This window comes from Streptomyces sp. NPDC048420 (assembly GCF_040651535.1).
Taxonomy (GTDB): Bacteria; Actinomycetota; Actinomycetes; order Streptomycetales; family Streptomycetaceae; genus Streptomyces.
Genome location: NZ_JBEZKG010000008.1, coordinates 174,868 through 187,520, shown reverse-complemented (window position 1 = coordinate 187,520; position 12,653 = coordinate 174,868). Strand labels below are relative to the sequence as shown.

Sequence of the window (12,653 nt, the reverse complement as noted above, 5' to 3'; positions counted from 1 at the left end):
AGTTTCGGTCGAGCCCCGCTACGGCCAACCGTACCCGAGGCCCTGCCGTCAGGGGGTTTCAGTCCAAGTCGATGCGCTCGGAGCCGGGGTCCTCGCCCTTGTCGCGCAGGGTGTCGTCGCGACGGCTCCAGCGCTGTTCCTGCGCCTGGACCGCGGAGCGGTACGCGGCGAGGAGTTCACCGCCGGCGGCGGCGAGGTGGTCGAAGACGTCCGGGTTGCGCTCGATGACCGGCTCGACGGCGGCCTTGGCCTGCTGGACGACCTGCTTGACCACCTGCTGGGCGGCGGGCCCGGCGATGCCTCCGAGCAGCGGGGACTGCAGACCGGACAGCTTCTCGGCGACGTTGTCCACGAGCTTGCGCAGTTCTTCGGCGGCCGAGCCCGGGGGCGGGCCGTACTGGGCGCGGCGGCGGGCCTTCTCCGCCTCGAGGTCCTCCGCGGCCGCCGTCGCCCACGCGTCGGCATCGGTCGCCCGTACCTCGTCCACGGCCTCGTTCTCGTCGGCATCGGACGGGGGGAGCTCTTCGCTCATGACGACCTCCTGACTACGGCTCGTCTCTACGACGTTACCCGAACGGGCGTATCCGCTTCACGGGGTCCGGGGCCACAGATCCGGGTCCGGCGCGAACCTGATCCGCAGTTCGCCCTCGCGCAGGGCGGCACCGGCGACGGTACAGCGGCGCAGGGCGGAGGGCAGCGGGACGATCCGGCGGAACTGGCCCGCGGTGACGACGAGTTCGTCGCCGCGCCGGACGAGGTCGAGTTCTTCCCGTACCGCGCCGGGCAGCGGGAGGTGCCACACCAGCACCCCGTCCTCGGCGAGGTGGTAGGCGATCGGCCACTCGACGGTGGAGGTCGTCTCGTTGACCGGGGGGACGGCGAGGGCGGTGAGGTCGTCGGTGCCGCGCGGGTCGTGGCCGAGGTGCGGGACGGGACGGACGTCGTACGACTCCTGCCATTCCTCCAGGGCCTTGCGCTGCTGGGCGACGAGTCCCGCGGGCCAGTCCTCCGGTACGACGCGGTTGGCGACCATGGTGTCGGGGCGCAGACCGCGCAGGGCGAGGGCGAGGCTCGCGGACCGTACGGCGTCGGCGCCGGCCGGGCCCGGTTCGGCGACGAGCCGCACGACGGCCTGCCGGTCGGCGAGGACGGCCTCGACCGCGCCGAGCTCGGTGTCCCAGCGGGCGGCGGTCTCGTACAGCCACTCCGAGGGCATCGGGACCCCGGCGAGCCGTCCGAGGACGGGACGCAGGCCCGCGGCGGCCTGGCGCTCGGGCGGGAGCAGTCGGCGCAGATAGCGGCGGAGTTCCTCGGGGAGGGACAGGAGGGCGAGGGCCTGGGAGGTGGGGGGCAGATCGACGACGAGCAACTCGTGCGCCTCGGCGAGGGCGGCGTCCCGCAACGCACGCAGGAGGGTGAGTTCCTCGGCGCCGGGGAGGGGGGTGACCTCCTCGGGGTCCAGGCGGGAAGCGCCGAGGAGGTTGAGCACGTTGGAGGCACGGTCCTGGAATCCGGCGAGGTCGTCCCGGAAGCCGGCGGTGGCATCGGGGCGCCAGGCGGTGAGGCCGGGGGTGACCTTGGTGGGGGTCGCGCCGGTGGGGACGCCGAGGATCGTGCCCAGGGTGTCCGTGCGGTCGGCACTGAGCACCAGGGTGCGGGTTCCCTCGCGGGCGGCGGCGAGCGCGGTGGCAGCGGCGATGGTCGTACGGCCGCTGCCGCCGGGCCCGGTGATCAGGATGGTGCGCATAGGGGTGAACCGTAACGGACGCTGCGCCCTTGCGGCTGCGGCCCGGTGGGTACAGCTAGGCGTGCGATCACTGCACCCACTCAGGGGCGCGGGGCTGTGACATCAGCGGCTCCGCCGCGGGGCGCGACCAGCCACAGCGCACCCGCACCCGCACCCGCACCCGCACCCGAAAAGCCGAAAGCCGACCCCTACTGCCCCGACTCCACCCGCTTCTTCAGCCCCGCCAGCGCCCGGTCGATGATGACCTTCTCCGCCTTGCGCTTGATCATGCCGAGCATCGGGATCTTGACGTCGACCGTCAGCAGGTACGTGACCTCGGTCGAACCCGCCCCCGCCGGCTTCAGCACATACGAACCGTCCAGCTGCCGCAGCATCTGCGACTTCACCAGCGTCCAGGAGACCTCGTTCTCCCCGGTCCACGTGTAGCCGAGCACCTGGTCGTCCTTGATGGCGCCCGCGTCCATGACCAGCCGGACCTGCTCGGCACGGCCGGACGCGTCGGTCGCCAGCACCTCCGCCTGCTTCACCTCGCCCGTCCAGTCCGGATAGCGGGCGAAGTCGGCGATCACGGCCATGACGTCGGCCGGCGCAGCTTCGATCGTGATGCTCGAACTGGTGTGTTCCGCCATCGCCGTGGCTCCTCCAGATACATTCCGGTGAGGAAGGGTGGTACGCACGTCTGTGCAGCGTGAAGGCTACCGCGCGCAGCGGCTCACCATTCCAGCGCCCACGGCTTCCCGCTCCCCGCGAAGTGCCCCACGTTCACACACTCGGTCGCCCCGATCCGCATGCGCCGCGCCAGCGGCTGGTGAACATGGCCGAACAGCGAGTACCGGGGACGGGTGCGCCTGATCGCCGCCAGCAACGCCCGGCTCCCCCGCTCGAACCGCCGCGCCACCGTGTCGTACACCAGTTCCGGCACCTCCGGCGGGATGTGCGTGCAGAGCACGTCGACCTCGCCGACCGCCTCGATCTTCGCCGCGTACTCCTCGTCGCTGATCTCGTACGGCGTCCGCATGGGGGTCCGCAGTCCGCCGCCGACGAAGCCGAACGTCCACCCCCCGATCTCCACCCGCTCTCCGTCCAGCACAGTCGTGCCAGGTCCGGCGTACTCCGGCCAGAGGGGCGGCATATCGACATTGCCGTACGTCGCGTACGTCGGTGTCGGAAAGACCGCGAACATCTCGGCGTACTGCTTGCGCACCGCCTTCTCGATCACGGAGGCCCGGTCGGCGCCGACCCCGGCCCACAGCCGGGCCCCGAGCTCGCGCGCCTCCTCGAAACGGCGGGCGGTGCGCAGCTCCACGAGCCGGTCGGCGTTCTCCACGCCGAACAGGTCGGGGAAGATCCCGCGCGAGTGGTCGGCGTAGTCCAGGAAGAGCACCAGGTCACCCAGGCAGATCAGGGCGTCGGCCCCTTCGCCGGCTCTGGCCAGGTCACGGGCGTTGCCGTGTACGTCGCTGACCACGTGCACACGAGTTCTGCTGTTTCCGGCGGGTGTGGGTGCCATGACGATCAAGGGTAAGCGTGTGCGGCATACGTGAACAGTGGCGGCGGGGCTTGCGGTTACTGGCCAGTCAGTAAACAGGTGGACTACTGTGCGCGAGAGAACCCCCAAACCGTGTGACGCAGCGAACATCTCGCCGGGCCCCCTGTCGAAGAAGCCATACCGGCGGGTAACGTCCGGGCAGTCCAGTCGTGCTCAGCTTTCAACCACGGAAACTCTGAGCACCTGCCCGAGCCTTGGACCGCACCGTCGCATCACACAACGTCGTGGCGCCGGCGCCTTATTAGGAGCAGCAGTCTTGCGCGAGTTCAGCCTTCCGGCTTTGTACGAGGTCCCTGCGGACGGCAATCTCACTGACATCGTCCGGAGAAACGCCGCGCAGCATCCTGACGCCGCCGTCATCGCCCGCAAGGCGGGCGGCCAGTGGCAGGACGTGACGGCCACGGCCTTCCTGGCCGAGGTGCACGCCGCCGCCAAGGGGCTCATCGCCTCCGGCGTCCAGCCGGGCGACCGGGTCGGTCTGATGTCGCGTACCCGCTACGAGTGGACGCTGCTCGACTTCGCGATCTGGAGCGCGGGCGCGATCACCGTGCCGGTGTACGAGACCAGCTCGCCGGAGCAGATCCAGTGGATCCTGTCCGACTCGGGCGCGACCGCCTGTGTCGTGGAGCTGGACGGCCACACCGCGGCCGTCGAGTCGGTGCGCGACCGGCTGCCCGCCCTCAAGCACGTCTGGCAGATCGAGGGCGGCGGGGTCGAGGAACTGGTCCGCACGGGCAAGGACATCAGCGACGCGGCCGTCGAGGAGCGCAGCTCGCTGGCGAAGGCCGACGACCCGGCGACCATCGTGTACACGAGTGGCACCACCGGGCGCCCCAAGGGCTGTGTGCTCACCCACCGCAGCTTCTTCGCGGAGTGCGGCAACATCGTGGAGCGGCTGCGCCCGCTGTTCCGCACCGGCGAGTGCTCGGTCCTGCTGTTCCTGCCGCTCGCGCACGTCTTCGGCCGACTGGTGCAGATCGCGCCGATGATGGCGCCGATCAAGCTGGGCATGGTCCCGGACATCAAGCACCTCACCGACGAGCTGGCGTCCTTCCGGCCGACGCTGATCCTGGGCGTCCCGCGCGTCTTCGAGAAGGTCTACAACTCGGCGCGCGCCAAGGCGCAGGCGGACGGCAAGGGCAAGATCTTCGACAAGGCCGCCGACACGGCGATCGCCTACAGCAAGGCCCTGGACACCCCGTCGGGCCCGTCGCTGGGCCTGAAGATCAAGTACAAGACCTTCGACAAGCTCGTCTACAGCAAGCTGCGGGCCGTACTGGGCGGCAAGGGCGAGTACGCCATCTCCGGCGGCGCCCCGCTCGGCGAACGCCTGGGCCACTTCTTCCGCGGTATCGGCTTCACGGTCCTGGAGGGCTACGGCCTGACCGAGTCGTGCGCCGCGACCGCGTTCAACCCCTGGGACCGCACGAAGATCGGCACGGTCGGGCAGCCGCTGCCGGGCTCGGTGATCCGGATCGCGGACGACGGCGAGGTGCTGCTGCACGGCGAGCACCTGTTCAAGGGCTACTGGAACAACGAGGCCGCCACGGCCGAGGCGCTGATGGACGGCTGGTTCCACACCGGTGACATCGGCACCCTCGACGAGGACGGCTACCTCCGGATCACCGGCCGCAAGAAGGAGATCATCGTCACGGCGGGCGGCAAGAACGTCGCGCCGGCCGTGATCGAGGACCGCATCCGCGCGCACGCCCTGGTCGCGGAGTGCATGGTGGTGGGCGACGGGCGGCCGTTCGTGGGCGCGTTGATCACCATCGACGACGAGTTCCTGGGCCGTTGGGCCGCGGAGCACGGCAAGCCGGCGGGTTCCACCGCGGCGTCGCTGGCCGGGGACGCGGACCTGAACGCGGCGATCCAGGCCGCGATCGACGACGGCAACGCCGCGGTGTCGAAGGCGGAATCGGTGCGGAAGTTCCGCATTCTGTCCTCCCAGTTCACGGAGGAGACGGGCCACCTCACGCCGTCCCTGAAGCTCAAGCGCAACGTGGTGGCGAAGGACTACGCGGACGAGATCGAGGCGATCTACGCGAAGTAGTACGCCTTCTGACGGAACGTCATGGCGCGGTGTCCTCCACGAGGACCCGCGCCATCGTCCGTTCGGCGAGCGCGGTGATGGTGACGAACGGGTTCACCCCGATGTTGCCGGGGATCAGCGAGCCGTCGGTGACGTACAGCTTCGAATAGCCCTTCACGCGGCCGTAGTTGTCGGTGGCCCTGCCCAGCACACAGCCGCCCAGCGGGTGGTAGGTGAAGTCGTCGGCGAAGACCTTGTTGGACGAGCCGAAGAGGTCGTACCGGTAGATGGTCGAGTTGGCGGAGTTGATCCGGTCGAAGAGCTTCTTGGCCATGCCGGAGGAGACGGAGCTCTGCGCGGCACTCCAGTTGAGGCTCAGACCGCTGCCCGAGTACGAGAAGGCGGCGCGCTGAGGGTTCTTGGTGATCGCCAGATAGAGGCTGACCCAGTGCTCGAGGCCCGTGGGTAAAGGCGCGATCTCGGCGAAGACGGGGTTGGCCGTGTTGGCCCAGTCGTCGATGCCCATGACCGGCATGGTCGACTGGTTGGCGCCGACGGTGTCCCACAGGTGGTTGGCCCGCCCGAGCATCACGTTGCCGTTGGGCCCCCAGCCGGCCCCGACGCTCGCGTCCAGCGCCGGGAGCGTCCCCGACTGCCGTGACCGCAGCAGGAGTTCGCTCGTGCCGAGGCTGCCGCCGCCGAGGAACAGGTAGGTGCAGCCGTACTGCTTGGTCTCGACGACCGCCCCGGTGTAGTCGATGCGGTCGGCGCTCAGCACCCAACTGCCGTCGCTCGCCCGGCTGATGCCGGTGACCTTCTCCATGGTGTGGATGGTGACGTTGCCGGTGCCGAGCGCGGACGCCAGATACGTCTTGTCGAGGCTCTTCTTGCCGTAGTTGTTGCCGTAGATGACCTCCTGGCCGAGGGCGGACTTGGTGGCGGTGCCGGCGGCCTCGCGCTGCATGTGGCCGAAGTCGTAGACGCTGGGCACGAAGGTGGTCTTCAGGCCGGTGTTCTGGGCGTGCTTCCGGGAGACCCGGGTGAACTGGTACCACTCGGTCGACTCGAACCAGGCCGGGTCGACGGTGTTGACGCCGAGCATGGCGCGGGCGCGCGGGAAGTACGTCGAGTACATCTCCGTCGCGTTCACGGTCGGGAACTGCTCGGCGAACCAGGACTGGAGCGGGGTGACCGCCATCGAGCCGTTGACCAGGGAGCCACCGCCGACTCCGCGGCCCACGAAGACGGACATGTTGGGGAAGTGCACCCGGTCCAGGACACCGGGGTAGGGGGTGATGTCCTTGTTGACGACGTCCAGCCACAGGAAGGTGGCGAGCGGGGCCTCGGTGCGGCTGCGGAACCACATGGAGCGCTGGTCGGGGTCGGCGGTGTTGCAGAAGACCTTGCCGTCGGGGCCTGCGGTGTTCCAGAGCCGGCCCATCTCGAGGACGAGGGTGCGGATGCCGGCCTGGCCGAGGCGGAGGGCGGCGACGGCGGCACCGTAGCCGGAGCCGACGACGATCGCGGGCGCGGACTCGACCGCGGCGGGCTCGTCCGCGCGGGCCGACTGGAGCCCGACGCGGGTGAAGCCGAGAGTGGCCGCCGTCTGGAGGGCGGCCATACCAAGGATCTGACGTCTAGCCAGCTGACGCTGTATCAGTTTTCCTGTCATGGCCGCAGCATCGGCGGATTATCCGCCTCCGGCTATAGCAGTGTCTTCAACTTTTCCGCCAACAAATCCCATCGCCACTTCTCCTCGACCCACTCCCGCCCCCGCTCCCCCATGCGGCTCCGCAGCTCCGCGTCGCCGAGGAGAACGACGATCCGCTCGGCCGCCTCCTCCGGGGAGCCGCCGCGCACGACCCAGCCGGTCTCGCCGTCGAGGACGGCGTCCGGGGCGCCTCCGGAGTCCCCGGCGACGACGGGCAGTCCGGTCGCGGATGCCTCCAGGTAGACGATCCCGAGCCCCTCGACGTCCAGCCCGCCGCGCCGGGTCCGGCACGGCATAGCGAAGACGTCCCCGGCGCCGTAGTGCGCGGGCAGCTCCGCCCAGGGCACGGCCCCGGTGAAGCGGACGGAGGCGGCGACCCCGGTCTCGTGGGCGAGCCTGCGCAGCTCCTTCTCGTAGGGCCCGCCGCCGACGATCAGCAGCACGGCGTCGGGCTCCTGCGCGAGGATCCGCGGCATGGCGAGGATCAGCGTGTCCTGCCCCTTGCGCGGCACCAGACGCGAGACACACACGACCACCGGCCGGTCGGTCAGCCCCAGCCGCGCCCGCACGGCATCGCCGCCCGACCCGGGGTGGAAGGTCTTCTCGTCGACCCCCGGCGGCAGCTGCACCATCCGCGCGGCGGCCTGCGGAGACAGTGCGGAGGCGATCCGCGACCGGGTGTACTCCCCGAGGTAGGTGATCGTGTCGGTCGACTCCCCGATCCGCCCCAACAGCTGCCGCGCGGCGGGCAGTTGGGCCCACCCCGCCTCATGCCCGTGGGTCGTGGCCACCAGCCGCCGGGCACCGGCCCGCCTGAGCGCCGGCGCCATCAGCCCGAGCGGCGCGGCCGCCCCGAACCACACCGACGTACAGCCGTGTTCCCGCAGCAGCCCGACGGCCCTCCGGGTCGCCCCGGGCGTCGGCAGCAGCATGGTCGTGGAGTCGCGTACGACGGTGAAGGGCTGCTCCGCGTCGAAGGCGGCGGTGGCCTCGACGCCCTCCCGGCTCCGCTTCCAGGTGGAGGCATAGACGACCAGCCGCTCGGGGTCGAGCCGCAGCGCCATGTTGTGCAGGAACGCCTGGATGCCACCGGGGCGGGGCGGGAAGTCGTTCGTAACGATCAGGGTCTTGTGCATCGCCGCAGACCCTACCGAACCGGCTGCTCACAGCCGGGCGCGGCCACGTTTATGGCACCCTCACAGGAGAGCGGGACATCATGTTCCCCTCAAGGTCCGAAAGAGAACGGCAGGGGATCACGTGGAGACGACGGCCTGGCGGCGGTCCCTGACCGGACTGCTGCTGACCTGGGGCGTGACCAGGCTGTTGCTGCTGCTCTGGGTCTACAAGGTGTACGTCTTCCCGGGCCCGGACGTCACCAGTGACGTGTCGGTCATCTACCAGGGCTGGTACGAGGTCCTGCGCACCGGAACGTTCCCGCAGGACGACGTGACCTGGCAGTATCCGCCCGCCGCGGCCCTCGCGATCCTCTCCCCCGCGCTGCTGCCCTTCCTGGAGTACACCCAGGCCTTCTTCCTCATGGCCTTCGCAGCGGACCTGGTCGTCCTCCTCCTGCTGCTGTACGCGGGCCTGCGGCCCGGACGGCGGCTGCGCGGGGCCTGGGTGTGGGTGGCGGGCGTACCTCTGCTCGGCCCGACCGTCTACTCCCGCTACGACGTGATGGTGACCGCGGTGGCGGTCGCGGCGGTGCTCGCGGCGGCCCGGCATCCGAAGGTCGCGGGGGCGCTGGTGGGCTTCGGGGCGCTGCTGAAGGTGTGGCCGGCGCTGATCCTGGTCGGCATCCGCAGGCGCAGCGTCTGGGCCTCGGCGGCGGTGACGGTCGTGGTGGTGGCCGGACTGTTCTCGGTGGCGATGCCCGGGGCCTTCGCCTTCCTGACCTTCCAGCGGGAGCGCGGTACCGAGGTGGAGTCCCTGGGTTCCCTGGTCTTCCACATCGCCCGGCACCACGGCTGGGACGGCTCGGTGTCGCTGAACTACGGCTCGGTCGAGTTCCTCGGCCCCTGGGTGAACATCGTCAGCACGGCCGCGCTCGCGCTGACCGGCATGGCCTTCGGACTGCTGCTGCTGTGGCGGCTCGCGGCCACCCGGTTCGAGGCGCACACGGCGGCCGACGCGGCACTGGTGGCGGTGCTGATGTTCACCACGACCAGCCGGGTGATCAGCCCGCAGTACATGGTGTGGCTGGTCGGCCTCGCCGCGGCCTGTCTGTGCTTCCGCGCGAGCCGGATGACCGTGCCGGCCGTGCTGGTCCTTGTGGCGTGCTTCGTGACGGTCCTGGAGTTCCCGATCTGGTTCGCGGACGTCGTGGGCAGCACCCCGCTGGGCATCGGCCTCCTCGTCGTCCGCAACGGCCTGCTGGTCGCCGCCACCGTCGTCAGCATGCGCATGCTGTGGCGCGAGACGGTCCCGAAGCGGGCCCCGGCGCTCCCGCTGCCGGATCACACCGAGGCCCCCGCCCAGGAGGCCCCGGCCTCCTCCTGAACCCCGACGCGCGCCCGCCGGAACAGCACGAGCACGACCCCGCACTGGAGCGCCATGGCCGACGCCATCGCCAGGCACACCCCGGGCAGACCGAGCCCCGCACACCCGTACGCCAGCGCCAGCTGCACCCCCGTCCCGAGCAGCGTCACCCGCAGCAGCACCGGCGCTCCCCCGCTGCCCTCGAAGACCCCGCCGAGCGCGATGAAGCAGGCCGTCAGCAGCAGGTACGGCCCGATGCAGCGCAGGAACAGCACGCCGTCATGGGCGACTTCGGGCCCCGAACCGAAGGCCGCCATGATCCAGGGCGCGGTCGCGAGGAGCAGCACGGCCGCCGCGAGCCCGACCACCCCGGACACGAGCACCGCCTCCCGCCCGACCGCCCGCCGCGCGTCCTGCCCGGCGCCCCGCAGGTGCGCGGTGTGGATCGAGGCGGCCTGCCGCACGGCGTAGAAGGCCATGGTGGCCACGTACATGACCTTGTACGCGATGGAGTAGGCGGCCACCGCCGTCACCCCGAGCCGCGCCACGATCGCGACGAGAACGAGCGCACCGCCCTGACGGACGGTGAAGTCGACGGCCATGGGCAGCCCGGTACTCAGCGTCCGACGCACGGGGACCCCGGCCGGGGTCCTGGTACAGGGCCGCAGCAGCCTGTTCCGGCGCAGGGCAAGCAGCCCCACCCCAAGGGCCACTCCTCGGCACAGCACGGTCGAGGCGGCGGCGCCCTGCACGCCGTACACCTGGATCAGAAACGGATCGCACACCAGGATCAGCCCGTTCGCGAGAAGGGCGAGCCGCATGGGTGTCCGGGTGTCGCCGGCGCCCTTGAGGATGCCGTCGACGAGCTGCTGGGCGAAGAAGACGGCGATGCCGGGGAGGGAGATCGCGAGATAGGCGGTGGCCAGGGACACGGCGGGGCCGCCGTCGAGGACCAGCCGGGCCAGCGGCTCACGCAGCAGGAAGCCGCCCACGGCGACCACCGGGGTCACCAGCGCCCACAGCGCCACGCCGCCGCGCACGGCCGCCCGCACCCCGCCGGGATCCCGCGCACCCCGGGCATGCGCCACCAGCACGGTCGTACCGGAGCCGAAAACGAGCGCAACGCCGAGCAGCACGTTCTCCGTGTTGGTCGCCACGGCGACGGCGGCGACCGCAGGACCGCCGAGCCGGGAGACCCAGACGGTGTTGATGATCCCGGCGGCGACGGAGGCCAGCAGGCCGAAGTAGACGGGGTGGGCGAGCGCGACGAGCTGCTTGCGGTGACTGTTCACGGTGAATCCCCCTCGATACGAGCTACCTCTAATAGAGGTAGCTCGATAAGAGGTAGCATGGGCGCCGAAGACCCCGCAAGGAGGTACGCAGTGCTGGAGCTGTCGATCCTGGGCTTCCTCGCCGAGCAACCGCTGCACGGTTATGAGCTCAAGGAACGCATCAAGGCGCTCACCGGCCATGTGCGCCCGGTCAGCGACGGCGCGCTCTATCCGGCGATCACGCGGCTCATCATGGCGGGCAAGCTCGACGAGCGCGCCGAGGCGGGAGCAAGCGCGGCCCCCCGCCGGACCCTGTCGCTCACGGAGAAAGGCCGCGAGGACCTCCTGGAGCGGCTGCGGCACCCCAAGCAGGTCGAGATCACCGACCAGGTGCGCTTCAACACCGTCCTCGCGTTCCTGCGACACCTGCCGGACCCGCGGGAGCAGGCGGCCGTGCTGCGGCGGCGGCTGGAGTTCTTGGAGGCGCCCACGAGCTTCTTCTACGACGGTGGCGAAGCCGTGCGTGCGGAGGAGGCGGAGGACCTGTTCCGGCAGGGGATGCTGCGGGTTGCGCGGGCGACGGGCGCGGCCGAGCGGGCATGGCTGGCTGAAGCCATCGGGGAGTTGGATCAGTCGAGCTGATCCCGCAGGTACTCCTGCCACTCGGCGGTGAAGGCCTTCAGGTCGGTGTCGAGCACCGTCCGCAGCGCCTCCTCGACCGCGCCCGGCCGCTTCTTGTGCGCCCCCACGGCCCGGTAGAACTCACCCAGCTTCGCCTCGCTCCACCGGTCCGCGATCATCCGGCAGGCCATCCACCCGCTCTCGTAGGACAGCGCGAGCCCGGTCGCGGTGCCGCCGAAGCCGAAGTCCGCGTCGGACGGCAGGGCCGCCGGCACCTTCCGTTCCGTGACGGCCTCCGCCAGCTCCGGCGCGGCCTCGGCGGGGGTCCGCCCGGTGCCGCGGTAGCCGACCCAGTCCGCGTACCCCTCGGACAGCCACAGCGGTGTCGCCGCGGTGGTGTCCTTGCGGGTGGCGACATGGGTGGTCTCGTGGGTGAGCACGACCTGCCGGCCCAGGACGCCGAGGAGGGCGTACGCGTCGGGATTGACGATGATCCGGTCCGCCGGCGCCTGCGCGGGGGCGCCTGTCTCACCGGTGGTGACGGCGGCGATCCCGCGGTACGAGGAGGCGGGCGAACCGAGCAGGCCCGCCATCCCCTCCAGGGACTTCGGTACGAGGACGACGACATGGCGGGACCACTCGGTGCCCCAGGTGTCCGACACGGCCGGCACGGCGCGGTCGGCCAGGTCCGCGAAGGAGTGCAGCTTCTCGCCGGACTGTCCGACGCCGAGGACCATGCTGCGCTTGCCCCGGACGACGGTCACCTCGCCCTGGTCCCACAGCTGCTGTGGTGCCTTCTCGGCGGGCTTCTCACCGACGACGTACCAGTGGTCGGACGCGTCCAGGGAGAGGGACAGGGTGCGGGCGACGGTCACGGGGGCGCTGTCGTAGCCCTGGACCTGGTAGCGGAGTTCGGCGTCGGCGGTGGCGGTGGCGCCGGTGCGGCGCACTGCCGTGACCTTGTAGGACCAGGAGGCGAGCGGTACCGCGCTGACGTTCTCGAACCAGTCCGCGGTGCCGGTCTTCGCCATGGCCGCCTTGTCCCGGTCGAGGACCGCGACTGCTCGTTGATCGAGGAGGTGCTGGACGTCGGCCTTCGCGGTGTCGGCCGCTGTCGGAGTGCCGCCGCATCCGGCCAGGAACACGAGCAACAGACACAGCAGGATCCGCACATCAAACACAGCCCCGCGCCCCTGAGGTGTGTCACGTCCAGCCATGCTTTCAGATCGTACGGGGCTGACGGC

Annotated in this window: 11 protein-coding genes; 3 read left to right on the top strand and 8 right to left on the bottom strand. The window is 70.7% G+C overall.

Translation table 11 applies throughout. The features are described from left to right. Nucleotides 1-58: 58 nt before the first annotated feature. From AB0D34_RS16275 to AB0D34_RS16260, 4 genes are all read right to left on the bottom strand, one after another. Nucleotides 59-532, bottom strand: coding sequence for a DUF5304 family protein (locus AB0D34_RS16275; protein WP_362661970.1), 474 nt, complete (start codon nucleotides 530-532; stop codon nucleotides 59-61). 57 nt (nucleotides 533-589) lie between these two features. Further along, nucleotides 590-1,747: an ArsA-related P-loop ATPase gene (locus AB0D34_RS16270; RefSeq protein ID WP_362661968.1), complete on the bottom strand. Its 1,158-nt coding sequence runs from the start codon at nucleotides 1,745-1,747 to the stop codon at nucleotides 590-592. 188 nt (nucleotides 1,748-1,935) lie between these two features. Then, nucleotides 1,936-2,376, bottom strand: coding sequence for an SRPBCC family protein (locus tag AB0D34_RS16265; RefSeq protein ID WP_362661966.1), 441 nt, complete (start codon nucleotides 2,374-2,376; stop codon nucleotides 1,936-1,938). 83 nt (nucleotides 2,377-2,459) lie between these two features. Then, nucleotides 2,460-3,257 (bottom strand): metallophosphoesterase, encoded by a 798-nt coding sequence (locus tag AB0D34_RS16260; protein ID WP_362661964.1) that lies wholly within the window; start codon nucleotides 3,255-3,257, stop codon nucleotides 2,460-2,462. Between the two features lie 295 nt (nucleotides 3,258-3,552). Here AB0D34_RS16260 and AB0D34_RS16255 point away from each other — a divergent pair, with 295 nt between their 5' ends. Then, a complete protein-coding gene (locus tag AB0D34_RS16255) occupies nucleotides 3,553-5,349 on the top strand; it encodes an AMP-dependent synthetase/ligase (protein ID WP_362661962.1) in 1,797 nt (598 codons plus the stop codon). A 19-nt stretch (nucleotides 5,350-5,368) separates the two neighbouring features. Here the strand turns inward: AB0D34_RS16255 and AB0D34_RS16250 are convergent, their stop codons facing one another. Together AB0D34_RS16250 and AB0D34_RS16245 are read right to left on the bottom strand one after the other, a co-directional pair. Next, entirely contained in the window at nucleotides 5,369-6,949 is a 1,581-nt protein-coding gene (locus tag AB0D34_RS16250; protein WP_362661960.1) for a GMC oxidoreductase, read from the bottom strand. An 83-nt stretch (nucleotides 6,950-7,032) separates the two neighbouring features. Continuing rightward, on the bottom strand, nucleotides 7,033-8,175 hold the full coding sequence (locus tag AB0D34_RS16245; RefSeq protein WP_362661958.1) for a glycosyltransferase family 4 protein: 1,143 nt from the start codon (nucleotides 8,173-8,175) through the stop codon (nucleotides 7,033-7,035). A gap of 121 nt (nucleotides 8,176-8,296) precedes the next feature. Here AB0D34_RS16245 and AB0D34_RS16240 point away from each other — a divergent pair, with 121 nt between their 5' ends. Beyond that, nucleotides 8,297-9,538 (top strand): glycosyltransferase 87 family protein, encoded by a 1,242-nt coding sequence (locus tag AB0D34_RS16240; RefSeq protein ID WP_362661956.1) that lies wholly within the window; start codon nucleotides 8,297-8,299, stop codon nucleotides 9,536-9,538. On the opposite strand, the gene AB0D34_RS16235 is transcribed toward AB0D34_RS16240, so the two are convergent. After that, a complete protein-coding gene (locus tag AB0D34_RS16235; RefSeq protein WP_362661954.1) occupies nucleotides 9,496-10,809 on the bottom strand; it encodes an MATE family efflux transporter in 1,314 nt (437 codons plus the stop codon). The genes AB0D34_RS16240 and AB0D34_RS16235 overlap by 43 nt on opposite strands. 90 nt (nucleotides 10,810-10,899) lie before the next feature. On the opposite strand from AB0D34_RS16235, the gene AB0D34_RS16230 reads away from it, so the two are divergent. Further along, nucleotides 10,900-11,430 (top strand): PadR family transcriptional regulator, encoded by a 531-nt coding sequence (locus tag AB0D34_RS16230; RefSeq protein ID WP_362661952.1) that lies wholly within the window; start codon nucleotides 10,900-10,902, stop codon nucleotides 11,428-11,430. Here AB0D34_RS16230 and AB0D34_RS16225 read toward each other — a convergent pair. Continuing rightward, complete coding sequence (locus AB0D34_RS16225; RefSeq protein ID WP_362661950.1) at nucleotides 11,418-12,626, bottom strand: hypothetical protein; 1,209 nt, start codon at nucleotides 12,624-12,626, stop codon at nucleotides 11,418-11,420. The genes AB0D34_RS16230 and AB0D34_RS16225 overlap by 13 nt on opposite strands. Nucleotides 12,627-12,653 lie beyond the last annotated feature (27 nt).